Raw genomic sequence first — 21,682 nt, 5'->3', positions numbered from 1 at the left:
CAGTCTGGCACGGCTCAGAGCGGCAGACAATTTCGAGAGCACCGCTCTTGACTGCCTGGCGGCGGTGCGCGCATGATGCTCCTAGTCGAGAGCACCGCTCTCCGAAACTGAGGAGCACCGATGAACGACACCCGGAAGCCCGCGAACGGCACCCGCGGTGACGACGCCCGCGGTGACGACGCCCGCGGTGACGACGCCAACGACGTGCGGAACCGGCTCGTCCCGCCCGGGAACCGTGCCACGCTCTTCTTCAACGGGCTCGTCGGCCGCCTCGCCCGCCACGGCGTCAGCCTCATGGGCTCCCGCGAGCTCGCGGTGCGCGGCCGGACGTCCGGCGAGTGGCGCACCAACCCGGTCAACGTGCTCGTCGTGGACGGCGAGCGCTACCTGATCTCCCCGCGCGGGCGCACCCAGTGGGTGCGCAACATCCGCGTCGCGGGCGGCGGGCGCCTCCGCCTCGGCCGCAAGGTCGAGGAGTTCACCGTCACCGAGCTGGACGACGCGGTGAAGCTCCCGATCATCCGCGCCTACATGAACAAGTGGGCCTGGGAGGTCTCCGCGCTGATGGACGGCCTGACCAAGCACGCCACCGACGAGCAGATCAGGGCGATCGCCCCCGGCGTCCCCGTCTTCCGCCTCCACTGACGCCGCGGCGCCCCGCGACCGCCCCGGCGAGCGCCCGGCGACCGCCCGACGACCGCCCCGGCGACCGGCCGGAAACGCGAGGTCGGATTTCCGCCAGCGTCCGGGCCGGGCCTGCCCGAGCCTGGACGCATGGAGCACATCGGCATCGAACCGGCGATCCTCTACTTCGGCACCCCTGTGGTCCTGCTCGGCACCACCGACCTCGACGGCCACCCCAACCTCGCGCCGATGTCCTCGGCGTTCTGGCTGGGGTGGCGCTGCGTGCTGGGAATGGGCACCTCGTCCAAGACCACGCGGAACCTGCTGGCGACCGGCGAGTGCACCCTCAACCTCCCCTCGACCGACCAGGTCGCCGCCGTGGACCGGCTCGCCCGCACCACCGGCTCCGACCCGGTCTCCCCCGGCAAGCGGGAACGCGGCTACCGGCACGTCCGGGACAAGTTCGGCGTCTCGGGCCTCACCCCCGTCCCGGCCGAGACCGTCCGGCCGCCGCGCGTCGCCGAGTGCCCGGTCACGATGGAGGCCGTCGTCGAGGACTCCCGCCCGATCGCCGCCGACCTCGGCGGCTTCGCCACCGTCTTCGAGGTCCGCGTCCAGCGGGTGCACGTCCACCCGTCGATCACCATGGACGGCCACGAGAACCGCATCGACCCGGACCGCTGGCGTCCGCTGATCATGAGCTTCCAGAAGTTCTACGGCCTCGGGGAGCAGGTCCACCCGTCCACGCTCGCCGAGATCCCCGAGCACCTCTACGCCACCCCCGACATCCCCCGCGCCGCCGCCGCGTCGGCACGCTGAGCGCCCCGTCGCCCGCCGCCGCGGAAACCCCATCCGTCCCTCCGCGACGCGCGGGCGGTTCTGGACGGCTCGGCGGATGCCTGATCAACTGGGATGATGTCTGCCATGGGGGGCGGATTCCGGTCGGGAACCGCCGGACGGCTGGGGTTCGGCGCGATGCGGCTGCCCGGGATGCCGGGGCGGCATCCGGTGGACCACACGACGGCCGTCGCGGTGGCGCGGCGGGCCGTCGAGCTGGGCGTGGCCCACATCGACACCGCCGCGTTCTACACGCGCGGCACCAGCCGGGCGAACGAGATCCTGCGGCGGGCGCTGCGGCCCTACCCGGCCGGGCTGACGTTCGGCACGAAGGTCGGGCCGGGGCAGGACGTCCGCGCGGTGGTGGAGCAGAACCTCGACGAGCTGGGCCTGGACGTCCTGGACCTGGTGTACCTCCAGGCCGGACGGCCCGGCGAGTCGCTCGCCGAACGGTTCGCCGAGCTGGCGGAGCTGCGCGCCAAGGGACTCGTCCGCGAGGTCGGGGTCGCCGACGTCACCCGCGAGCAGTTCGACGAGGCGCGGACGGTCGCGCCGGTCGCGGCCGTCCAGAACCGGTTCGGGGTGCTGGACCAGAGCGACGCGTCGCTGGTGGACGAGTGCGCGCGGGCGGGCGTCGCGTACGTGGCGCACTCGGCGCTCGGCGGCGGGCGGATCCGGTTCACCGACGAGGGCCTGCGGCGGGTCGCGCTGCGGCACGGCGCGACGGTCTACCAGGTCGCGCTGGCGTGGGGGCTCCAGCGGTCCCCCACGCTGGTGCAGATCCCGGGCACGGCGTCGCTGACCCACCTGGAGCAGAACATGGCCGCCCTCCGGCTGAAGCTGGACGACGGCGACATGGCCGCGCTCGAACGCCTCGCCTGACGAGTTCGCGGGACCGAACGCCTCGCGTGACGGGCTCGCAGGCGCCGGACGCCTCGTGTGACGGGCTCGCAGGCGCCGGACGTCTCGCGTAGGGTGGGGCTCGTGTCGTCTCCCGAGGCTTCCAGACGCTAGCCACCGCCCGCGCGGTGGCCTTTCGTCGTTGACCGGCGCGTTCGCGCCGGTCCGCTGACCACCGCGCACAGTTCTTCCTCGCGGTGGCCGTCGCCCGTGCCGGCGCGGTCGCTCCCGTTCACGTGAAGCCTCGACGGAGTCATTCGTGCCGTTCGCCCTTTACGTCCTCGCGCTGGCCGTGTTCGCGCAGGGGACGTCCGAATTCATGCTGTCCGGCCTGCTGCCGGACCTCGCCCGCGACACCGGCGTCCCGGTCGGGACCGCCGGGACGCTGACCTCGGCGTTCGCCGCCGGGATGGTCGTCGGCGCGCCGCTGATGGCGGCGCTCGCGCGGCGGTGGCCGCGACGACGGGCCCTGCTCCTGTTCCTCGGCGCTTTCCTGGCCGTCCATGTGGCCGGGGCGCTGACTTCCAGCTTCGCGCTGTTGCTGGCCACCCGCGTGGTCGCCGCGCTCGCGAACGCCGGCTTCCTCGCGGTCGCCGTCGCGGCGGCCGTCGCCATGGTCCGCCCGGACGCCAAGGGCCGCGCCACCGCGACGCTGCTCGGCGGCGTGACGCTGGCGTGCGTCGCGGGCGTCCCGGCGGGGGCGCTGCTCGGCCAGCTGTGGGGATGGCGCGCCGCGTTCTGGGCGGTCGCGCTCGTGTCCGCGCCCGCGCTCGTCGCCATCGTCACCTCCGTGCCGGACGAGCCGTCCCCGCGCACGGAGATCCGGCCCGAGCTGCGGGTGCTGCGGCGGCCGGGCCTGCTGCTCGTGCTCGGCGCCGGCGCTCTCGTCAACGGCGCGACGTTCTGCGCGTTCACCTACCTGGCGTCGCTGGCGACCGAGGTCGCCGGGTTCGGGGACGCGTGGGTCCCGGCGCTGCTCGCGGTGTTCGGGCTCGGCTCGTTCGCCGGGGTCGGCGCGTCCGGACGGCTCGCCGACACGCGTCCCCGGACGGTCCTGGCGGGCGGCGGCGCCGCGCTGGTCGCCGGGTGGGCCGCGCTCGCGGCGTTCGCGGACGTCCCGGCGGCCGTCGTCGTCCTCGTGTTCGCCCAGGGCGCGCTGGGGTTCGGCGTGGGCTCGACGCTGATCACCCGCGCCCTGTACGCGACCCCGGACGCGCCGACCATGGGCGGCTCGTTCGCCACGGCGGCACTCAACGTCGGCGCGGTCGCGGGACCGGTCGCCGGCGGGCTGGCGGTGGACGGCGGGCTCGGCTACCGGTCCCCGGTATGGGTGAGCGTCGCGTTCGCCGCGTCCGCGCTCGTCCTCGCCTGGCCGCTGGTGTTCAACGCTTGGCCCGGGCGGGGAAAAGCGCCGGTCAGTGGCGGGCGCAGGGACGGCGGCCCTTGTTCGACCTGTTCCGCTTCCGGCCGCGACGCTTGCGTGTGCGCTTCGACATGCACCGATTGACCCTCCGAATCCCGGCCGGGGCAAGGCGTTCGGAGGTGACGGCCTAGGGCGGCCAAGGGAGGCCAAGGGAGGCCAGCCGAAAGGGCCGGAAAGGCCGAGGGCCCGCCGCGCGCGGGATTGCGCGCGGCGGGCCCTCGGGAAGCGCCGGTCAGCGGACCTCGGTGATCTCCGGGCCGCGCTCGAACGGGTTGAACGTCTCGGTGTTCCCCTCGTCCTCCTCGGCGGCCTCCTGGAACTCCTTGGGAATCTGGAGTTCGAGGAGGTCGCGCGGCGGCATCGGGGCGTCGCCGCGGACGACGACCACGCCGCTCAGCACGTCCTCCAGGACCTGCCACTGCTCCTCGTCCTCGATCGCGGCGCCCTGCACCACGGCCTGGAGGAACCAGCGCGGGCCGTCCACGCCGACGAAGCGGATGATCTGCGGAGCCCAGCCCTGCTCGATGAACTCCTGCGGGATCTGCTCCTTGACCTCGTCCGGCATCTCGGCCAGGACGTCCTCGGTCAGCGCGGCGGGGACCATGGCGAGCAGCTCGTCGCCGAACGGCCCCTCGACCTCCTGGACCTGGCCACCGGCGTTCTCGGTGATGTCCTGGGCGGTCTCGCGCCGCACGTCGTCCCAGATGCCGCTGCGCTTGGGCGCGGCGAACACCTGGAGCTGCATGGCGCTCTCGTTGTACTGGACGAGCACCGCGACGGGCCGCCCGTCCAGCGGGTTGCCCTCCTCGTCCACCTGGGTCGCCTCGAAGTTCACCTGGAAGCCGAGCCCGGGCGCGACCGGGATCCGCAGCGCGCCGAAGTCCAGGCGCTGCATCTCGGGGTGGGAGTCCTCGGAGTCCCACGGGCCGCCCTTGGCGGACGCCCCCTCCGGGGCGGCCTCCTCGTCCTCGGCCTCAGCGGCTTCGACGGCCTCCTCGGCGGCGTTCTCCGCGCCGTTCGCGGGCTCGTCGTCCCGCCGGCGACGTCCAAAAGCCACGACTCACACTCCTTCTCGACTGTGCTGGTTGTCCGCGAAACCGCCCGTGGAGCCGAACCCGCCGGCTCCGCGCGACGATCCGGGAAGTTCGGCGACCTCGTGGAAGACCGCGTGCTCGACCCGCTGGACGACCAGTTGCGCGATCCGGTCGCCGCGGCGCAGCCGTACGGCGGCGCGCTGGTCGGTGTTCAGCAGGGTCACCTTGATCTCACCCCGATAGCCGGCGTCGACCGTACCGGGTGCATTGACGATGGTCACCCCAAACTTAGCGCCCAAACCAGACCTTGGGTGGACGAAGGCGGCGTAACCGTCGGGGAGGGCGATCGCCACCCCCGTGGGGACGACTCGCCGCTCTCCCGGCGCGAGGTCCACGTCCTCGGCGGCGAACAGGTCGGCGCCCGCGTCGCCCGCGTGCGCGTACGACGGCGCGGGCAGGCCGGGGTCGAGCCGCTTCAACAGGACGTCCACGCTCACGGGGCGCTCCCCCTTCTCGTCACGGTTCGGATCCGGCGGCCGGTCAGGGGTTGACCCGGCGGCCGAGGTCGGCGGCGGAGGCGACGCCGCCCGCGCCGCCACCGGAGGTCCCGGCGCCGCCGGACGTCGCGGCGCCGTCACCGCCGGAGGTCCCGGCGCCGTGCCGCTCGAAGTGCGCCACGGGCACCTCGACGAACAGGGCCGCGGCGCGCACCGCGACGGGCCCGTCCACGGCGTCCATGCGGGCCTCGGCCTCCAGGTACGCCTTGCGGCCGACGACGCCGGTGCAGCGGGTGCGGATGTACAGGGTGGCGCCCACCGGCACCGGAAGCACGTAGTCGGTCTCCAGGCGCCCGGTGACGTACGGCTTGCGGAGCAGCCAGACGACCATACCGAGCGCCTCGTCCATCGCCGTGGCCAAAACGCCGCCGTGCGCGAGACCGGGCGCGCCCTGGTGGACGTCGCCGACGGTGAACGTGGCCGACACGCCGAGTCCGTCCTCGCTCACGGCCTCCAGGTGCAGGCCGGTCGGGTGGTCCGGACCGCAGCCGAAGCACCTGGCGTAGTGCGGGCCGAGCGGCACGCCGACGGGCGCGTCCGGGTGCGGCGCGGGCACGGGCGCGCCCTCCGGCGGGACGGTCAGGTTGGAGCGGTTCACGCCGTGACCCTACCGTCCCCGCGCCATGACCACTTCCGGCACGTTTACCTCTCCCGGACGCGCAGTGCGGTTAGTGTGATCTCCGTCACGGCGCTCTCGTTCCGCCACGAAGCGGACCTTCCGGCGAAAGGTGACCGATCATGGGACAGCAGATCATCCACCGATCCCTCGACGGCACCCGCGTCCGGCTCGGCGGCGACCACGATCTCGGCCGCCCGTTCACCTCGGTCGCCCGGATCACCGCGGGCGGACGCCTGCACGAGATGTCCAGCGGCACCCGCGCGGACGCCATGGCGTGGGCCGAGGACATCGGCGTGGCGCGGTTCGAGCAGGAGTTCCGCGTCCAGGGCGGACGGCTCCGGGTCGGCCACGCCGCCGCGACCCGCGACCCCGACACCGGGCAGCGCGACACCGTTCTCGCCGCCGTCTGGGAGGGCCGCCAGTTCGCCGCCTTCACCCACCTGTACGGCGGGCGCCCGGCGGACGCCGTGGCGTTCCTCTCCGGGCTGCGGCTCACCGAGCACGACGACGGGATCTCCGTCGCGCCCGCGGCCAAGGGCGTCGCCCTGCCCGAACCCGCTGAGCTGGTGAAAGAAGTGCCCGGCCTCGGCCTGCTGGAGATCACCGCGCTGACCGGCGAGACGCGCAAGCGGCTGCCGGGCTGGCGCGGCGCGCGCGTCGCGGGCGGCGAGCTGTTCCAGGACACCGTGGACGGCCAGGGCCCCTACTTCCTGCTCGCGCTGAGCCGCCTGCTGGTGACCGTCCTGCCGGAGGAGGACCAGGTCCGGCGGGTGCCCGGCCGGCTCGCCTCGCTATCGGTCGAAGCGGTCCGGTGATGGGCGGGCTCGCCGCCCTCGCCGGGACGGCCGCCGTCCCGCTCGTCCTGGCGCTGTCGCTGGCCGGGCACGTCCGCAGCCGCGATCTGGCCGGGGCTCTGCGGGCGCAGGGCGCGCTCCCGTCCCGGCTGGCGCCGACGGTGGCCTCGCTGGCCGTGGCGGCGGAGGTCGCCGTCCTGGCCGTCCTGCTGCTGAGCCTGGGCCTGCGCCGGACGGACCTGACCCGCGGCGCGCTGGCCGCCGCAGCCCTGCTTTTCGCGGCTTACGCGGCCTATGCGGCCTTTGTAACGCACCGGGCCGGGACGAGGCGGGTGCCGTGCGGCTGCGGTGGCGATCTCTCGACGCCGATGTCCGCGTGGGTCGTGGCGCGGTCCGCCGGGCTGGCCGTCCTGGCCCTGGGCGGGGCGCTGGCCGCCCCACCCGCGCTGACCGGCGGGACGGCCGCCGGGGTCGTGGCGGGGGCCGCGCTCGGAGTGCTGCTCTGGATCTTGCCCCGGGCCATGAGCGTCCCGGAGAGGAGCGTGGGATGAGCTTTCAGACCAGCGCGCTGCTGTTGTCGTGGGTGGCGATCCTGCTGCTGGCCCTGGTCGTCGCGGGCCTGGTGCGGCAGGTGCACGCGCTCGCCGGTCCGGGCCGCGTCACCGCCGCGCGTCCCGCGCCCGGCCCGAAACGCGGCGCGGTCGCGCCCGGTTTCGGACGGCTCGGACCCGGCCTGGTGCTCTTCCTCGACCGCGACTGCGGCGTCTGCGAGGACGTGCTCGCCGCGGCCGAACCGCCGCTGCGCGCCGTCTTCGCGGGCCCCGCGCCGGCCGCGGTCGCGCCGGACGTGACCGTCCTCGCGCACGAGGGCGCCGGTCTCTTCGAGGACTACCGCGTCTCCGCCACGCCGTTCGCGGTCGTGCTGACGGAGGACGGGCGGATCGGCGCGGCGGCCCCCGTCGGGTCGCCGGAGTCGCTGCGCGAACTGCTGGAACCGGAGCTGGAGGTGGGCCGATGATCGAACTCGAGGACGTGCCGCCGCTGCGCGGGCCGCGGCCCGCCGGGTCCGAGCGGGTGCGGCGGCGGCCGGTCGAGGAGGAGGGCGCGCGGTTCCGGCCCGCCCGGCGCGGGCTGCTCGCGGGCCTCGCCGCGGCCGGCGCCACGGCCGGACTGAACGCGATCGGCGTGCTGCCGCCCGCGCGGCAGGCGCTCGCCGAGGGGTTCAGCCTGAGCAGCGGGTACTACGACATCCTGCCGCACTGCCCGCCGGGCGAGCCGCACGTCGGCTGCTCGCCGGGCTGCGGCCCGAGCCTGGTCTGCTCGGTCTGCTGCCGGACGAGCGGCACGTACAAGGGCTACCACCGCTCCGGCGTCTCCGACCCGCACCGCTACAAGCTGCGCCCGAACCAGTGCTACGGCGGCAAGTGGGACGGCTGGCTCTGGAAGGTGTCCAAGAGCTGCGGGAACTGCCGCAAGGGCGTCACCTGGCGGTGCCACGACGGCTGGAAGAGGTCGGGCGGCGGGAGCTGGTACAAGACGATCTGCCGCAAGGCGGTCGCGTGCTACAACTGACCGCCCCCGCGGGACGGCTGCGCCGGGCCCTGACCGAGCCGCTGCTGCCGGTCGCGGCCCTGGCGCTGCTGGCGGTCGCCGCCGCCGCGCTGGACGCGACCGTCCTGTGCTGGGCGGCGGTCGGGGCCCTGGCCGGTTTCGCGCTGTCCGGCTCGGTTTGAACGCGCAACAGCGAATCCGTGCTGTTCTCGCCAGGTTGGCGGGCCCCGATACGGCAGGGCGAGGTCCTGGCCGTCTTCTCCCTCGGGCTGGTGCTCGGGGGCACGCTGAGCGCCGGAGTGATCTGGCTGGCATCCGGGCTGGCGGCGCCGGTCCCGGCCGCCGTCCGGGCCGGGCTGGTCGTCGCGCTCGCCGCGGTCGCCGCCGCGCGCGAGGCCGGGCTGGTCCGGCTGCCGCTGCCGCAGAACGCGCGGCAGATCCCGCAGGAGGTGCTGATGCACCGGCTGCGGACGGGTTCGCTCCAGTTCGGGTTCGAGATGGGCACCGGCGTCCGCACGTACGTCTCCGCGTCGTCGCCGTACGTGCTGGCCCTCGGCCTGCTCCTCGCCCACCTGGGCGCTCCGGCGACCCTGCTGGCGGGCGCGTCCTTCGGCGCGGGCCGCTCCCTGAGCGCCGCCCTGACCTACTGGGCCCGCTCCCCCGACCGGGACGCGCTGATCGCCGTCCGGATGCCCTGGGCCAGGAACCTCACCGCGCTCTCGGTGTTGCTCGCCCTCGCCCTGCTTCTACTCTGAAGGGAACCGGCCAGGGAGACGGGACGTCGATCCGGTGATGAGGCAGGACAGGATCACGCGGCTGCCGCACTTCGCGGTGTGGCTGTTCGTCATGCCCGCCCTGCTGCTCGCAACCCTGCCCGGCCTTCCCGGTCTCGCGGGCCTCTCCGGCGGTGGGCTGCCGCGGCTGCTCGTCGCGGCGTCGTTCGCGGCCGTCGCCGGGCTGGTGGTGCTCGCCGCGACCCGGGCCGTCCGGACGGACGGCGCGCCGGTCGTCGGACGCGTCCGGACCACCCTCCGCGAACGCACCCTGCGCACGGCGTTCCTGCCGCAGCGCGATCCCGACGCGGCGGGACGGCCGCGTCCCAGGGCTCCCGGACGGGCGATCGGTTCCCCGAACTGATCGTCCATCCGTGCCGTCCTGGAGGTTTCCTTGTCTCTGTTCGACATCCCCGTCGCCGGCGCGTACGCGCTGGTCAAAGGGCTGACTCTCGCTTTCGAGCCGGTGGCGGGCGGGCTCTCGGCCGCGCTCGCGATCGTGCTGTTCACCCTGGCCGTCCGGGCCCTGCTGCTGCCGCTCGCGGTCCGGGCGGCGCGCGGCGAGCGGGCGCGGGCCGCGCTCGTGCCCGAGCTGGCACGGCTGCGCGAGCGGCATCGCCGCGATCCCGAGCGGCTGCGGCGCGAACTCGCCGCGCTGTACGAGCGGGAGGGCGCGTCGCCGCTGACCGGCGTCGGCCCGATGCTGCTCCAGTTCCCGTTCTTCATGGTCATGTACACCCTGTTCCGGTCGGCGACGGTCGCCGGGCACCAGAACGTCCTGCTCGCGCACACGCTGTTCTCCGTGCCGCTGGGCCAGAACCTCGTGTCGGTCGCGGGAGCGGGGCTGTTCACGCCCGCCGGGCTCGTGTTCGCCGGGCTGCTCGTCGCGCTGGCGGCGGTGGCCTGGTGGTCGGCGCGGCACGTCCCGAAGCCGTGGATGCGGCTCCTGTCGCTCGGGACGGTCGTCGTCGCGGCGTTCGTCCCGCTGGCCGCCGGGCTGTACCTGCTGGCGTCGGCGGTCTGGACGGCCGTCGAGCGGACCGTCCTGCGGCGGACGATCCTCGCGCCCGCCGCCTGACGCGAGCGGCCGGTCGAGGGGGCCCGGCCGGTTGACGGGAGGGCCGGGGCCCGAGTTCGATAGAACCGAATGCGACTCGGGCGACCCGGGTGCCGGAGGTGCCGGAAGATGACGACGGCGATCGACAGCGACGTCAACCTGTCCGACCTCGCCTTCTGGGCGCGGCCGCCGGACGAGCGGGAGGCGGCGTTCGCCGAGCTCAGGCGGCGGGACCGGCCGGCGTTCTTCCCGGAGCTGAAGCTGCCGTTCATCCGGCAGGGACGCGGCTACCACGCGCTCGTCCGGCACGCGGACGTCGTGGAGGCGAGCCGGACGCCGGAGGTGTTCAGCAGCGAGCCGTGCTCGAACAGCATCGCCGACCTGCCCGGCTACATGGCCCGCTACTTCGGCTCGATGATCAACATGGACGATCCGCGGCACGCCCGGCTGCGCCGGATCGTGTCGCGGACGTTCACCCCGCGCATGCTCGCCAGGACCGAGGCCGACCTGCGCGCCAGCGCCCGCCGCATCGTGGACGACCTGCTCGCGCGCGGCCCCGGCGACTTCGTCACCGACGTCGCCGCGCGCCTGCCGGTGCAGGTCATCTGCGACATGATGGGCATCCCCGACGCGGACCGCGCGATGGTCTACGACCGGACGAACGTGATCCTCGGCATCGGCGACCCGGAGTACACCGGCGGGCGCGAGTTCGTCCGGTCGGGGATCACCCGCAGCGGCGTCCTGTACGGGCTGGCGTCCGCGATGACCGCCGGGTACGAGCTGAACCACATGGCGATGAAGCTCGCCCGGCGGCGGCGCCGCGACCCCGGCGACGACCTGGTGTCGGCGCTGGCGACCGCGAACGTGGACGGCGAGTCGCTGACCGACCAGGAGATCGGCTCGTTCTTCATCCTGCTCGTGGTGGCGGGCAACGAGACGACCCGGAACGCGATGTCGCACGGGCTGAAGCTGCTCACCGACCACCCGGACCAGCGGGCGCGGCTGCTCGCCGACTTCGACGGCCGGATCGCGGGCGCGGTCGAGGAGATCCTGCGGATGGCGACGCCGGTGATCCAGTTCCGCCGGACGCTGACCCGCGACCACGAGATGAACGGCAACCGGTACCGCGCCGGGGACAAGGTCCTGCTGTTCTACAACTCGGCGAACCGGGACGAGACGGTCTTCGAGCGTCCGGACCGGTTCGACATCCTGCGCTCCCCCAACCCGCACGTCGCGTTCGGCGGCCCCGGCCCGCACTTCTGCCTCGGCGCGAACCTGGCCCGGCGCGAGATCACCGTCATGTTCCGCGAGCTGTTCGAGCGCGTCCCGACGATCCGCGCGGACGGCGAGCCCGACCGGCTCTACTCCAACTTCATCAACGGCATCAAGCACCTGCCCTTCACCTACTAGCCCCCCAAGAGGACGGCACCATGGGAACCTTCGCGGTCACCGGCTCGGCGTCCGGCATGGGGGCGGCGACCGCCGCGCTCCTGGAGCGGGCCGGGCACTCGGTCATCGGCGTGGACCTGCGCGACGCGCACGTCGTCGCGGACCTCGGCACGCCGGACGGGCGCGACCGGGCGGTCGGCGAGATCCTCGAACTCAGCGGCGGACGGCTCGACGGCGTCGCCGCGATCGCCGGGGTCGGTCCCGGCATGAAGGACGCCGCCGCCGTCATGTCGATCAACTACTTCGGCCCGGTGGCGCTGCTGGACGGCCTGCGCGGGGCGCTCGCCGCGTCCGGCGCGGGCCGCGCGGTCGTGATGAGCTCCAACTCCGCCAGCACCGTCCCGCTCGTGGACGCCGAGCTGGCCGCGCTCGCGCTCGCGGGCGACGAGGACGGCGCGCGCGAGCGGGCCCGCGCCGGCCAGGCCGCCGCGCCGCAGGAGATCATCGACTTCGCGCCGAGCATCACCGCGTACGCGACGTCCAAGCTGGCCGTCGCGCACTGGGTGCGGCGCACGGCCGTGACGCCCGCGTGGGCCCGCGAGGGCGTGCTGCTCAACGCGATCGCGCCCGGCGCGGTGCTGACCCCGCTGCTCCGGGACTCGACCGGCGGCGCGGCCGAGGGCGACCCGGACGACTTCCCCACCCCGATGCCGCTCGGCCGCTTCGGCGAGCCCGAGGACGTCGCGTTCTGGGTGCACCAGTTCCTCAAGCCCGAGGCGCGCTTCGCCACCGGCGCGGTCCTCTACGTGGACGGCGGCACCGACGCGGCCATGCGCCCCGACGCCCACCCCTCGCCGATGACCTTCTAGGAGGCGACCGTGCCGCCCACCCCGACCGGGCAGCCCACCCCGACCGGGCAGCCCACCCCGACCGGGCCGACGGCGCCCGCTGCGCCGGAGGTGTTCGAGCCCGCGCGGCTCGGGCCGCTGACCCTGCGCAACCGGACCATCAAGGCCGCGACGTTCGAGGGCATGACGCGCGGCGCGCTCGTCTCCGACGACCTCGTGGAGTTCCACCGGCGGCACGCCGCGGGCGGGGTCGGCATGACGACGGTCGCGTACTGCGCCGTCCAGCCGGAGGGGCGCACCGAGCGGAACCAGATCTGGATGCGCCCGGAGGCCGTGCCCGGCCTGCGGCGGCTCGCGGACGCCGTGCACGCCGAGGGCGCGGCGGTCTCGGCGCAGATCGGGCACGCGGGACCGGTCGCCAACGGACGCTCCAACCGGCTGCCGTCGCTCGCGCCCGTCGCGATGTTCAACCCGCAGAGCCTCCGGATGACGCGCCGCGCGACCGTCGCGGACATCGAGCGGATCACCGCCGCGCACGCGACCGCCGCGCGGCTCGCGATCGAGGCGGGGTTCGACGCCGTGGAGATCCATCTCGGCCACCACTACTTCGCCAGCTCGTTCCTCAGCCCGCGGCTCAACCGGCGCCGGGACGGCTTCGGCGGCTCGCTCGCGAACCGGGCGAAGGTCGCGCGGGCGGTCGCGCGGGCCGTCCGGGACGAGGTGGGCGACCGCATCGCCGTCCTCGCCAAGCTGAACATGGACGACGGCGTCCCCGGCGGGCTCTGGCTGGACGAGAGCGTCCAGGTGGCGCGCTGGCTGGAACGGGACGGCTCGGTCGACGCGCTCGAACTCACGGCGGGCAGCTCGCTGCTGAACCCGATGTACCTGTTCCGGGGCGACGCGCCCGTCCGCGAGTTCGCCGCGGCGTTCCCGCCGCCGCAGCGGCTCGGCGTGCGGCTGGCCGGCGGGCGGTTCCTCCGCGCCTACCCGTACCGGGAGGCGTTCCTGCTGGAGTCGGCGCGGCAGTTCCGCGCGGCCCTCGACCTGCCGCTCGTGCTGCTCGGCGGCATCACCGAGCGCGCCACGATGGACCGCGCGATGGCCGAGGGCTTCGCGTTCGTCGCGATGGCGCGGGCGCTGCTGCGCGAGCCCGACCTGATCGATCGGATCAGGGCCGAGCCCGCGACGCGCTCGCTGTGCGTGCACTGCAACAAGTGCATGCCGACGATCTTCCGCGGCACCCACTGCGTCCTCGCCTGACCGAACCGCGGGACCGCCCGGGGGCCGCCCGGGGGCCGCCCGGGCGGCCCCCGGATGGTCCCGGGCGGCTCCGGGCGGCCCGGGCGAGGGTCAGTCGGTGAGGTTCAGGGCCGCGGCCAGGCGGGCGCGGTGCGCGCGGGGCGGGCCGAGCAGTACCTCGTCGGCCTTGGCCCGCTTGTAGTACAGGTGCGCGTCGTGCTCCCAGGTGAAGCCGATGCCGCCGTGCAGGAGCAGGTGGTCCTTCGCGACCTGGAAGTACGCCCGGCCCATGAAGGACGCGGCGAACGCGGCGGCCTCGGGCAGCTCGTCCGGGGCCTCGCCGGCCGCCCACACCGCGTACCGGACGACCGACTCGGCCTGCTCCAGGACGCAGTGCATGTCGGCGAGCCTGTGCTTGACGCCCTGGAACGACCCGACATACCGGCCGAACTGGACGCGCAGCTTGGCGTACTCGACGATCGTGTCCAGGCAGCGGCGCAGCCCGCCGAGCTGCTCGGCCGCGAGGAGCACGGCCGCGACGTCCAGCGTCCGGTCGATGGCCGCGCCCGCGTCCATCGGTCCGAGCAGCCGCGCGGGAGAGCCGCCCAGCTCGATCCGCGCCTGCGGACGGGTCAGGTCGAGCGTGGCCAGGGGCTTGCGCGCGAGGCCCGCCGCGTCCGCCGCGACGGCGAACACGCCCCGGCGGCCCTCGCCGGTCGAGGCGACGACGAGCAGCAGGTCGGCGGACGCGCCGTCCGGCACCCGCTCGACCGCGCCCTCCAGCACCCACTCGCCCCGGTCGATGATCCGCCCGACCGGGAGGTCCCCGTCGGACAGCGCGACGACCGCGACCGTCGCGCCGGACGCCACGTCCGGAAGCAGATCCTCGGCGCCGAGGGAGGCGAGCAGTTCCGCCGCGACGACCACCGAGAAGTACGGGACGGGCGTCAGCGCCGCGCCCAGCTCCTCCAGCACGGCCGCGACCTCGCCGAACCCCGCGCCTGATCCGCCGTGCTCGGCCGCCACCGCGAGCCCCGCGAGGCCCAGCTCGGACGACAGCCGCGCCCACGCCGTCCGGTCGTGCGGCTCGTCCGACTCGGCGATCTCGCGGACGCGGGACATCGGCACCCGGTCGCGCAGGAAGGACCGCACGGTCGCGGCAAGCTCCCGCTGCTCCTCGGTCGGGATGAGCCTCACTCGCCGTCCTCCTTCGCCTGCGTGCCGACCTTCAGCGCCCGGAACGGGATGTTCCGGTCCACCTGCGGCTCGCGCGGCAGCCCGAGCACCCGGTCGCCGATGATGTTGCGCATGATCTCGTTGGTGCCGCCGCCGAGCGCCATGCCCGGCGCCCAGGCGAGCGCCCGCGGGATCGGGCCGTCCCCGACGACGCTCTCCGGGCCGAGGATCTCGCTCGCGGTGTCGGCCCCGGCGAGGGTGAGCTCGGCGAGCAGCAGCTTGCTCACCGAGCCGCGCGCGCCCGGCGAGATCCCGGCCTTCACCTCCTGCGACATCCGCGCGTTGAGCAGGTCGAAGGCGCGTTCCCGCAGGTAGAGGTCCAGCAGCTGGTCGCGGACGCCCGGCTCGCCGAGCAGCCCGCGCTCCCGCGCCGCCGCGCGCAGCGCCGCGAACGACGCCGGACGCTCGGTGCGCGCCGCTCCCATCCCGATCGAGACCCGCTCGTGCAGCAGCGTCGTCACCGCCGCCGACCAGCCGCCGTTCACCTCGCCGACGACGTTCTCGGCCGGGACGCGGACGCCGGTGAAGAAGATCTCGTTGAAATGCGACTCGCCGGTCATGTCGCGCAGCGGCCGGACGTCCACGCCGGGGTCGTGCATGTCGATCACGAACATCGTGATCCCCTGGTGCTTCGGGACGGCGGGGTCGGTGCGGGCGATCAGCAGCCCGAAGTCGGCCTGCCGGGCGACCGACGTCCACACCTTCTGGCCGTCCACGACCCAGTGGCCGCCGTCCCGGACGGCGCGGGTCTGGAGGGACGCCACGTCCGAGCCCGCGCCCGGCTCGGAGAACATCTGGCACCAGATCTCCTCGCCGCGCAGCAGCGGCCGGATGTAGCGGCGCTTCTGCTCCTCGGTGCCGAGCGACAGCAGCGTCGGACCGCACATGCCGAGGCCGATCCCGAACACGCCGACCGGAAGCGTGAAGTCGGCCGCGGCCTGCTGGAACGCGCGCTCCTCGGCCGCCGACAGGCCGCGCCCGCCGTACTCGGCGGGCCACGTGATCCCCGCGAAGCCCGCGTCGTACAGGTCGGCCATGAAGGCGCGGGCCTCCGCCAGTCCGGGGTCGGGCGGCAGGTCGGCGGTCCGTTCCGCCAGCCAGGCGCGGGCCCGGTCGCGGTACTCGTCGAGATCGGTCACGTGGCGGCTCCTCCGGGGGACGGCGCGGCTCCGACGACAACGCAAGTCAGGACCCGCTTACGCTATCGCCCGAACCGCGTTCGGGTCACCCCGGCCCGAACGCCCCCGCCTCGCCTCTAAGCGAAGGTGACCGTGACCGTGAGGGCGCCCTCACGGCCGTCCAGGTCGAGTTCGGCGATGCGGCCGGCGGCCCGGAGGTCGGCGGAGACGGCGGACAGGTCGCCGGCCCGCTCGCCGGTGACGACCGCTCGGGCCAGCTCGGTGCGCATCGAGACCTTCTCGTCCGACTTGGCCTTGCGGACCTGGCGCAGCGCCTCGGCCGCGACGTCGAGCAGGGACGCGTCGCCGCCGTCCGGCAGCTCGTCCGGGGCGGGCCAGGCGGCGCGGTGGATCGAACCCTCCCGCCACCACGACCAGACCTCCTCGGTCACGAACGGCAGGACCGGCGCGAACAGCCGCAGCAGCACCGACAGCGCCAGGTTCAGCGCCGCCCGCGCGGACGCGGCCTCCCGGCCGTCCCCGTACGCGCGCTGCTTGACCAGCTCCAGGTAGTCGTCGCAGAACTGCCAGAAGAACCGCTCGGTGCGCTCCAGCGCCCGCGTGTAGTCATGGTCCTCGAACGCCTCGGTGGCCTCGGCGACGACGCCGCGCAGCGCCGCGAGCATCGCCAGGTCGCCCGGATACCAGATCCCGTCCGCGTCCGCGCCCTCGGCGAGCGGCTGCTCGGCGAAGCCGAGCACGAACTTCGACGCGTTGAGGATCTTGATCGCGAGCCGCCGGCCGACCTTGATCTGCCCGGTGTCGAACGCGGTGTCGGTGCCCGGACGGCCGTTCGCCGCCCAGTACCGGACCGCGTCCGAGCCGTACTCCTCCAGCAGCGCGATCGGCGTGACGACGTTGCCCTTGGACTTGGACATCTTCTTGCGGTCCGGGTCCAGGATCCAGCCGGAGAGCGCGACCGCGCGCCACGGCAGCGAACCGTTCTCCAGATGCGCCCGGACGACCGTGGAGAACAGCCACGTCCGGATGATGTCGTGCGCCTGCGGGCGCAGGCTGTAGGGGAAGACGCGGCCGAACAGGTCCGGGTCGCGCTCCCAGCCGCCCGCGATCTGCGGGGTCAGTGAGGACGTCGCCCAGGTGTCCATCACGTCCGGGTCGCCGGTAAAGCCGTTCGGCTTGCCGCGCTGGTCCTCGGTGAAGCCGGGCGGGACGTCGGACGCCGGGTCGACCGGCAGCGCGTCCTCGGCCGGGACGATCGGCTCGTCGTAGACCGGCTCGCCCGACGCGTCCAGCCGGTACCAGACCGGGATCGGGACGCCGTAGAACCGCTGCCGGGAGATCAGCCAGTCGCCGTTCAGGCCCTCGACCCAGTTCTCGTACCGGGCGCGCATGTACGCCGGGTACCACTCCAGCTCGCGGCCCCGCGCCAGCAGCTCGGCGCGCAGCTCCGGCCCGCGCCCGCCGTTGCGGATGTACCACTGCCGGGTCGTGACGATCTCCAGCGGCCTGCTGCCCTTCTCGTAGAACTTCACCGGCCGGACGATCTTCCGGGGCTCGCCGTCCAGGTCGCCGGCCTCGGCGAGCAGCTCGACCATCCGCTCGCGCGCCGAGTGGACCGTCTTCCCGGCCAGCTCGGCGTACCGGTCGGCCGGGACCCCGGCCGGCGGCTCGGCGACGAACCGGCCGTCCCACCCGACGACCGCCCGCGTCGGCAGGTCGAGCTCCCGCCACCACGTCACGTCGGTGACGTCGCCGAACGTGCAGATCATCGCGATGCCGGACCCCTTGTCCGGTTCGGCGAGCCGGTGCGCGAGGACCGGGACCTCGACGCCGAAGAACGGCGTGCGGACGGTCGTCCCGAACAGTTCGCGGTACCGCTCGTCCTCCGGATGGGCGACCAGCGCGACGCACGCGGGCAGCAGCTCCGGACGTGTCGTCTCGATGTAGACGGGCCGCTCGCCGTGGAACCGCATCCGGTAGAACGCGCCGGGCTGGTCCCGGTCCTCCAGCTCGGCCTGCGCGACGGCCGTGCGGAACGTGACGTCCCACAGGGTCGGGGCCTCGGACAGGTACGCCTCACCCCGCCGCAGGTTCCGCAGGAACGCCCGCTGCGACGCGATCCGCGCGTTCTCGCCGATGGTGGTGTAGAGCAGGTTCCAGTCGACCGAGAGCCCGACCCGGCGCCAGGTGTCCTCGAACGCCTTCTCGTCGATCCCGGTGAGCCGGTCGCACAGCTCGATGAAGTTCCGGCGGCTGACCGCGACCTGGCGCTTCGGGTCCGGCTTCTCCGGCGGCTCGAAGGACGGGTCGTACGGCAGCGACGCGTCCCCCCGGACCCCGAAGTAGTTCTGGACGCGCCGCTCGGTCGGCAGGCCGTTGTCGTCCCACCCGATCGGGTAGAAGACCTCCTGCCCGCGCATGCGCCGGTACCGCGCGACGGTGTCGGTGTGCGTGTACGAGAAGACGTGCCCGACGTGCAGCGACCCGCTGACCGTGGGCGGCGGCGTGTCGATCGAGTAGACCTCCTCCGCCGGACGCGTCCGGTCGAACCGGTAGGTCCCGTCCTCTTCCCAGCGCCGTACCCACGTGTCCTCCAAGCCGTCCAGGGAAGGCTTGGCGGGAACGTTCGGCGTACGCGGCTGGATGTTCATGCACCAATGCTATTGACGGCCGGACGCTGATCGGTTCGATTTTCCGCCCGCCGCGCCGCCGTGTGCGGCGCCCTTCGGCGGGAACGGGTCCGATAGCGTCGGGGAGAGCTAGGAACTTGGAGGTTTCGATGGCGGACAAGGGTGACATCGGCTGGCGGGTGCTGGCCGGGGGCGCGGCCTTCGTGGGCGGTTTCGCCGCCAAGAAGGCCATCACGATGGTGTGGAAGAAGAGCACCGGCAAGGAGCCGCCGACCAACCCCGAGTCGCCGGACGTCGCGCTCACCGAGGCCATCGCGTGGGCCGTCGTCATGGGCGTCGGCATGGAGGTCGCGCGGCTGATGGCCACCCGCGCGGCGGCCCGGCAGTGGGCCAAGGGGACGGGCCAGCTCCCCGCCCAGCTGCGCGCCGAGGCCTGACGCGTCCGCAGGCCTCACGCGCACGGATGGCTGATGCGCGCGGAGGCCTGACGCGCGCGGGCGCCTGACACGCGCGGGGGCCTGACGCGCGCGGGCGCCTGACGCGTCCGCTCGGACGGCGCCGCGAGGGCGGGGCCGGGCGGGGCATTGGACGTGCCGTCCAGTATCGTGGTCGGTCCCGGTGACGAAGGGATCGACCACGATGCTGCTGGACCGCATCCGCCTGCCTCTCGAGGACGAGCTGCGCGCCGAGCGCCACCGGCTGATCGAGACCCTGGACGCCCTGTCCGACGACGACTTCGACGCCGGGACGACGCTCTGCACCGAGTGGGCGCCGCGCGACGTCCTCGGGCACGTGATCGGGCTCGACTACGTCCTCAGCTCGTACCTGCCGTACGGGCCGAAGATCAACGCCGCCAACCAGGCGCAAGCCGACCGGGCCCGCGCGGTCTCGCGGGACCGGCTGATGGAGTGGGCCCGGCACTGGGCCGACAACCCGAGCGCGACCAGCCGCCTCGGCGCGCCGATCCTGCTCGGCGACCTGGGCGTCCACCACCAGGACGTGGTGCGCGGCCTCGGCCTCACCCGGCGCGTCCCGGACCGCACCGCCACCGCGATCTTCCGGGAGGGGCTCCAGCTCAGCATGTGGCTGAACCGGCGGGTGCTGCGCCACCGCCTGGAGCCGACCGACGGCCACCGCCCGGTCGCCCTGCCGGGCGCCAAGGACGGCCCGACCGTCCGGGGTACCCGCGAAGCGCTGGGAATGTGGCTCTGCGGGCGCGATTCTGTAGCCGCGGAGTTGGAGTTCGCCTGACCCTTCCACCCGCCCGAATCGGGCCGCTGGAACAGTCCGCAACCGCCCGGATGAGCCCCGAACGACGAACCCGCGCCCTCGCCCGGCCGAGCACGGTCGGCGGAGCGGAGGACGCGGGTCTGAACCCGATCTCGCGTTCCCGGCGGGGAGGCTGGACCGAGTGGAGACGAGTGGCGGGTGGAGACGAGTGGCGGGTGGAGGGGGCGTGCGGACGGAGTCAGGGAGTGAGGCCGGGATGGTCGCCGGGGAGTTCGGGGGCGGGGCCGCCCAGGTCGCGGAGGTCGTCGCGGACGGAGGCGGCGAGCTTCCTGGTGGCGGTGCGGTTCAGGGCGGCGCCGGCCGCGGCGCCGGTCAGGAACGGGCCCATCGTGGACATGCTGCGGCCGAGGGTGCGGAGCATCCGCTTGCGCAGCGCGGCCTTGGACGCCGCGCCCAGCGCGCCGGTGAGGGAGCCCTCCAGCGGGTTCACGCCCCGCTGCCTGGCCCACGCGGTCGCGAACGCGGCGGCCCGGACGGCGCCGGACCCCTGCACCCGCACGTCGTAGACCTCGTGCAGCTCGGCGATCATCTTGACCTCGATCGCCGCGACCACCAGCGTCTCGGCGGCCAGCTGCGCGGGGGCGGACAGCAGCAGCGGGGGCGCGGCGAACTCGACGGCCGCCAGCGCACCGCCCGCCGCGCCCACGGCGGTGGTCGCGTTGGCGGCGACCTTGACGAGGTTGTCGGCCAGGGCCTCGCCGGTGAGGCCGTGGTGGTGGGCCGTCAGCGTGGCCCGGTCGCGGATGGGCACGTGCGGGACGATCGCGGCGAACAGGTCGGCCAGCCAGCGTCCGCGTGCCACGCCCGTGGCGCCGGCGGCGCGGGCGCTGGCGGACAGGAGCCTGGCCAGGCGGGCGAGGAGGCGGCCGCGGGTCTCGCGGTCGAGCTCGTCGTCGTCGGCGGCGAGCCGTCCGACCAGCTCGCCGATCTCGCGGTCGGTCCCCGGACCGGCCGCCGGATCCGGCGCGGCGCCCGGCGTGGCGTCGGACGCCGTGCCGGGCGTCCCACCGGGTGTCGCGTCGTCACCGGACCCGGACGTGCCGGGTCGCGGTGCACCGGCTCCGGGCGTGGCGTCGGACGCCGTGTCGGGCGTCCCACCCGGAGCCGATCGGTGGTTCTCACCGTTCCGCTCGTCGTTCCCGGCGCCGGGAACGGATCCCGGCGCCGGCGAGGAGGAGGACGGGTCTGCGCCCGGCGCGGCCGAGGCCGCGCCCGGCACGGGCACTGCCGCGGCGGGGTCCCCGGAGGGACCGCGCCGCTCGTCGAATTCCGGAACCTCGTTCACCGGCGGCTCCCGCGGGTCGGAACTGCGGCGCGGCGGGTCAGGCCGCGCACTCGCGGCAGACCGGCTGGCCGTTCTTCTCGGTGGCCAGCTGGCTGCGGTGGTGCACCAGGAAGCACCGGCTGCACGTGAACTCGTCGGCCTGCCGCGGGACGACCCGGAAGGTCAGCTCCTCGTTGGACAGGTCGGCGCCGGGCAGCTCGGCGACCTCGCCGGCGTCCAGGTCCTCGTCGATGATGCTCGCGGCCTTGTCGGCGCGGCGGGCCTGCAGCTCCTGGAGGCTGTCCTCACTCAGGTCGTCGTCGGTCTTGCGCGGGCTGTCGTAGTCGGTCGCCATCTTCGTCTCCATCCCCCTCGATGCTTTATGCGCCCCGTCGCGCGGATCTAACGCTCGGGGGGCCGTTCTTGTGCCCGATCCGGGCGGGAAATTCTGTCACGTGCGGTGAGCTGTGCCACACAA

25 protein-coding genes and 1 pseudogene are annotated in these 21,682 nt (G+C 74.3%); 17 read left to right on the top strand and 9 right to left on the bottom strand.

Annotated elements, in window-relative coordinates; all coding sequences use genetic code 11:
• The first annotated feature begins 120 nt into the window (after positions 1-120).
• The 4 genes and pseudogenes from ACFPCY_RS36085 to ACFPCY_RS36070 form a co-directional block, all read left to right on the top strand.
• On the top strand, positions 121-645 hold the full coding sequence (locus ACFPCY_RS36085) for a nitroreductase/quinone reductase family protein (RefSeq protein ID WP_378263012.1): 525 nt from the start codon (positions 121-123) through the stop codon (positions 643-645).
• A 129-nt stretch (positions 646-774) separates the two neighbouring features.
• Positions 775-1,443 (top strand): flavin reductase family protein, encoded by a 669-nt coding sequence (locus ACFPCY_RS36080; RefSeq protein ID WP_378263009.1) that lies wholly within the window; start codon positions 775-777, stop codon positions 1,441-1,443.
• 105 nt (positions 1,444-1,548) lie between these two features.
• On the top strand, positions 1,549-2,343 hold the full coding sequence (locus ACFPCY_RS36075) for an aldo/keto reductase (RefSeq protein WP_378263006.1): 795 nt from the start codon (positions 1,549-1,551) through the stop codon (positions 2,341-2,343).
• Positions 2,344-2,620: 277 nt separating this feature from the next.
• A pseudogene (locus tag ACFPCY_RS36070) lies at positions 2,621-3,727 on the top strand (Cmx/CmrA family chloramphenicol efflux MFS transporter); the annotation flags it as partial.
• Between the two features lie 49 nt (positions 3,728-3,776).
• Here ACFPCY_RS36070 and ACFPCY_RS43145 read toward each other — a convergent pair.
• The 4 genes from ACFPCY_RS43145 to ACFPCY_RS36055 all read right to left on the bottom strand — a co-directional run bounded on the left by ACFPCY_RS43145 (position 3,777) and on the right by ACFPCY_RS36055 (position 5,973).
• Positions 3,777-3,857, bottom strand: coding sequence for a hypothetical protein (locus tag ACFPCY_RS43145; protein ID WP_465251249.1), 81 nt, complete (start codon positions 3,855-3,857; stop codon positions 3,777-3,779).
• A 159-nt stretch (positions 3,858-4,016) separates the two neighbouring features.
• Positions 4,017-4,841: a DUF3710 domain-containing protein gene (locus ACFPCY_RS36065; protein WP_378263002.1), complete on the bottom strand. Its 825-nt coding sequence runs from the start codon at positions 4,839-4,841 to the stop codon at positions 4,017-4,019.
• A 3-nt stretch (positions 4,842-4,844) separates the two neighbouring features.
• Positions 4,845-5,315: a dUTP diphosphatase gene (gene dut / locus ACFPCY_RS36060; RefSeq protein WP_378262999.1), complete on the bottom strand. Its 471-nt coding sequence runs from the start codon at positions 5,313-5,315 to the stop codon at positions 4,845-4,847.
• Between the two features lie 43 nt (positions 5,316-5,358).
• Entirely contained in the window at positions 5,359-5,973 is a 615-nt protein-coding gene (locus tag ACFPCY_RS36055; protein WP_378262997.1) for a PaaI family thioesterase, read from the bottom strand.
• A gap of 140 nt (positions 5,974-6,113) precedes the next feature.
• On the opposite strand from ACFPCY_RS36055, the gene ACFPCY_RS36050 reads away from it, so the two are divergent.
• The 11 genes from ACFPCY_RS36050 (at position 6,114) to ACFPCY_RS36000 (ending at position 13,666) form a co-directional block, all read left to right on the top strand.
• Entirely contained in the window at positions 6,114-6,809 is a 696-nt protein-coding gene (locus tag ACFPCY_RS36050; protein ID WP_378262995.1) for a hypothetical protein, read from the top strand.
• Positions 6,809-7,339, top strand: coding sequence for a MauE/DoxX family redox-associated membrane protein (locus ACFPCY_RS36045; RefSeq protein WP_378262992.1), 531 nt, complete (start codon positions 6,809-6,811; stop codon positions 7,337-7,339). The genes ACFPCY_RS36050 and ACFPCY_RS36045 overlap by 1 nt, the downstream gene beginning before the upstream one ends.
• On the top strand, positions 7,336-7,806 hold the full coding sequence (locus ACFPCY_RS36040) for a hypothetical protein (RefSeq protein WP_378262990.1): 471 nt from the start codon (positions 7,336-7,338) through the stop codon (positions 7,804-7,806). Before ACFPCY_RS36045 ends, ACFPCY_RS36040 begins: the two co-directional genes overlap by 4 nt.
• A complete protein-coding gene (locus ACFPCY_RS36035) occupies positions 7,803-8,360 on the top strand; it encodes a hypothetical protein (protein WP_378262988.1) in 558 nt (185 codons plus the stop codon). The genes ACFPCY_RS36040 and ACFPCY_RS36035 overlap by 4 nt, the downstream gene beginning before the upstream one ends.
• The gene (locus tag ACFPCY_RS36030; RefSeq protein WP_378262986.1) at positions 8,348-8,521 is read left to right on the top strand and encodes a hypothetical protein; all 174 of its coding nucleotides are present in this window, start codon (positions 8,348-8,350) and stop codon (positions 8,519-8,521) included. The genes ACFPCY_RS36035 and ACFPCY_RS36030 overlap by 13 nt, the downstream gene beginning before the upstream one ends.
• A gap of 18 nt (positions 8,522-8,539) precedes the next feature.
• Complete coding sequence (locus ACFPCY_RS36025; RefSeq protein ID WP_378262984.1) at positions 8,540-9,094, top strand: hypothetical protein; 555 nt, start codon at positions 8,540-8,542, stop codon at positions 9,092-9,094.
• Between the two features lie 37 nt (positions 9,095-9,131).
• Positions 9,132-9,476 carry a DUF6412 domain-containing protein gene (locus ACFPCY_RS36020; protein WP_378262982.1) on the top strand — a complete coding sequence of 115 codons (345 nt, stop codon included), beginning with the start codon at positions 9,132-9,134 and terminating at the stop codon, positions 9,474-9,476.
• A gap of 30 nt (positions 9,477-9,506) precedes the next feature.
• Positions 9,507-10,190, top strand: coding sequence for a YidC/Oxa1 family membrane protein insertase (locus tag ACFPCY_RS36015; RefSeq protein WP_378262979.1), 684 nt, complete (start codon positions 9,507-9,509; stop codon positions 10,188-10,190).
• A 108-nt stretch (positions 10,191-10,298) separates the two neighbouring features.
• Positions 10,299-11,579, top strand: a complete 1,281-nt coding sequence (locus ACFPCY_RS36010) for a cytochrome P450 (RefSeq protein WP_378262977.1) — start codon at positions 10,299-10,301, stop codon at positions 11,577-11,579.
• A 20-nt stretch (positions 11,580-11,599) separates the two neighbouring features.
• Positions 11,600-12,427 carry an SDR family oxidoreductase gene (locus ACFPCY_RS36005; protein WP_378262974.1) on the top strand — a complete coding sequence of 276 codons (828 nt, stop codon included), beginning with the start codon at positions 11,600-11,602 and terminating at the stop codon, positions 12,425-12,427.
• Positions 12,428-12,436: 9 nt separating this feature from the next.
• Complete coding sequence (locus ACFPCY_RS36000; protein WP_378262972.1) at positions 12,437-13,666, top strand: NADH:flavin oxidoreductase; 1,230 nt, start codon at positions 12,437-12,439, stop codon at positions 13,664-13,666.
• A gap of 90 nt (positions 13,667-13,756) precedes the next feature.
• Here ACFPCY_RS36000 and ACFPCY_RS35995 read toward each other — a convergent pair whose 3' ends face one another.
• From ACFPCY_RS35995 to valS, 3 genes are all read right to left on the bottom strand, one after another.
• Complete coding sequence (locus ACFPCY_RS35995; RefSeq protein WP_378262970.1) at positions 13,757-14,842, bottom strand: acyl-CoA dehydrogenase family protein; 1,086 nt, start codon at positions 14,840-14,842, stop codon at positions 13,757-13,759.
• On the bottom strand, positions 14,839-16,020 hold the full coding sequence (locus ACFPCY_RS35990) for an acyl-CoA dehydrogenase family protein (protein WP_378262968.1): 1,182 nt from the start codon (positions 16,018-16,020) through the stop codon (positions 14,839-14,841). The genes ACFPCY_RS35995 and ACFPCY_RS35990 overlap by 4 nt, the downstream gene beginning before the upstream one ends.
• 116 nt (positions 16,021-16,136) lie before the next feature.
• Positions 16,137-18,671: a valine--tRNA ligase gene (gene valS / locus ACFPCY_RS35985; protein WP_378262966.1), complete on the bottom strand. Its 2,535-nt coding sequence runs from the start codon at positions 18,669-18,671 to the stop codon at positions 16,137-16,139.
• A gap of 128 nt (positions 18,672-18,799) precedes the next feature.
• Between valS and ACFPCY_RS35980 the strand changes: the two genes are divergently transcribed.
• Both ACFPCY_RS35980 and ACFPCY_RS35975 read left to right on the top strand, forming a co-directional pair.
• On the top strand, positions 18,800-19,087 hold the full coding sequence (locus ACFPCY_RS35980) for a DUF4235 domain-containing protein (protein WP_378262964.1): 288 nt from the start codon (positions 18,800-18,802) through the stop codon (positions 19,085-19,087).
• A 181-nt stretch (positions 19,088-19,268) separates the two neighbouring features.
• The gene (locus ACFPCY_RS35975; protein WP_378262962.1) at positions 19,269-19,901 is read left to right on the top strand and encodes a maleylpyruvate isomerase family mycothiol-dependent enzyme; all 633 of its coding nucleotides are present in this window, start codon (positions 19,269-19,271) and stop codon (positions 19,899-19,901) included.
• A gap of 217 nt (positions 19,902-20,118) precedes the next feature.
• Here ACFPCY_RS35975 and ACFPCY_RS35970 read toward each other — a convergent pair whose 3' ends face one another.
• Positions 20,119-21,225 (bottom strand): hypothetical protein, encoded by a 1,107-nt coding sequence (locus tag ACFPCY_RS35970; RefSeq protein ID WP_378262960.1) that lies wholly within the window; start codon positions 21,223-21,225, stop codon positions 20,119-20,121.
• A gap of 37 nt (positions 21,226-21,262) precedes the next feature.
• On the bottom strand, positions 21,263-21,559 hold the full coding sequence (locus tag ACFPCY_RS35965; RefSeq protein WP_378263158.1) for a DUF4193 domain-containing protein: 297 nt from the start codon (positions 21,557-21,559) through the stop codon (positions 21,263-21,265).
• Positions 21,560-21,682 lie beyond the last annotated feature (123 nt).

Origin of the sequence: Actinomadura gamaensis (genome assembly GCF_042652125.1) — a bacterium.
Lineage (GTDB): Bacteria > Actinomycetota > Actinomycetes > Streptosporangiales > Streptosporangiaceae > Spirillospora > Spirillospora gamaensis.
Note: the sequence above shows the minus strand (reverse complement) of the source record. Positions and strands in the feature narration are given on the sequence as shown.

Bases quoted from the DNA above. Each gene is read 5' to 3' on its own strand.
- ACFPCY_RS36020 (WP_378262982.1), top strand. From the start codon at position 9,132: ATGAGGCAGGACAGGATCACGCGGCTGCCGCACTTCGCGGTGTGGCTG.
- ACFPCY_RS36080 (WP_378263009.1), top strand. From the start codon at position 775: ATGGAGCACATCGGCATCGAACCGGCGATCCTCTACTTCGGCACCCCT.
- ACFPCY_RS35965 (WP_378263158.1), bottom strand. From the start codon at position 21,559: ATGGCGACCGACTACGACAGCCCGCGCAAGACCGACGACGACCTGAGT.
- ACFPCY_RS36040 (WP_378262990.1), top strand. From the start codon at position 7,336: ATGAGCTTTCAGACCAGCGCGCTGCTGTTGTCGTGGGTGGCGATCCTG.
- ACFPCY_RS36010 (WP_378262977.1), top strand. From the start codon at position 10,299: ATGACGACGGCGATCGACAGCGACGTCAACCTGTCCGACCTCGCCTTC.
- ACFPCY_RS36050 (WP_378262995.1), top strand. From the start codon at position 6,114: ATGGGACAGCAGATCATCCACCGATCCCTCGACGGCACCCGCGTCCGG.
- ACFPCY_RS36005 (WP_378262974.1), top strand. From the start codon at position 11,600: ATGGGAACCTTCGCGGTCACCGGCTCGGCGTCCGGCATGGGGGCGGCG.
- ACFPCY_RS36085 (WP_378263012.1), top strand. From the start codon at position 121: ATGAACGACACCCGGAAGCCCGCGAACGGCACCCGCGGTGACGACGCC.
- ACFPCY_RS43145 (WP_465251249.1), bottom strand. From the start codon at position 3,857: ATGTCGAAGCGCACACGCAAGCGTCGCGGCCGGAAGCGGAACAGGTCG.
- ACFPCY_RS36045 (WP_378262992.1), top strand. From the start codon at position 6,809: ATGGGCGGGCTCGCCGCCCTCGCCGGGACGGCCGCCGTCCCGCTCGTC.
- ACFPCY_RS35980 (WP_378262964.1), top strand. From the start codon at position 18,800: ATGGCGGACAAGGGTGACATCGGCTGGCGGGTGCTGGCCGGGGGCGCG.
- ACFPCY_RS36035 (WP_378262988.1), top strand. From the start codon at position 7,803: ATGATCGAACTCGAGGACGTGCCGCCGCTGCGCGGGCCGCGGCCCGCC.
- valS (WP_378262966.1), bottom strand. From the start codon at position 18,671: ATGAACATCCAGCCGCGTACGCCGAACGTTCCCGCCAAGCCTTCCCTG.
- ACFPCY_RS36075 (WP_378263006.1), top strand. From the start codon at position 1,549: ATGGGGGGCGGATTCCGGTCGGGAACCGCCGGACGGCTGGGGTTCGGC.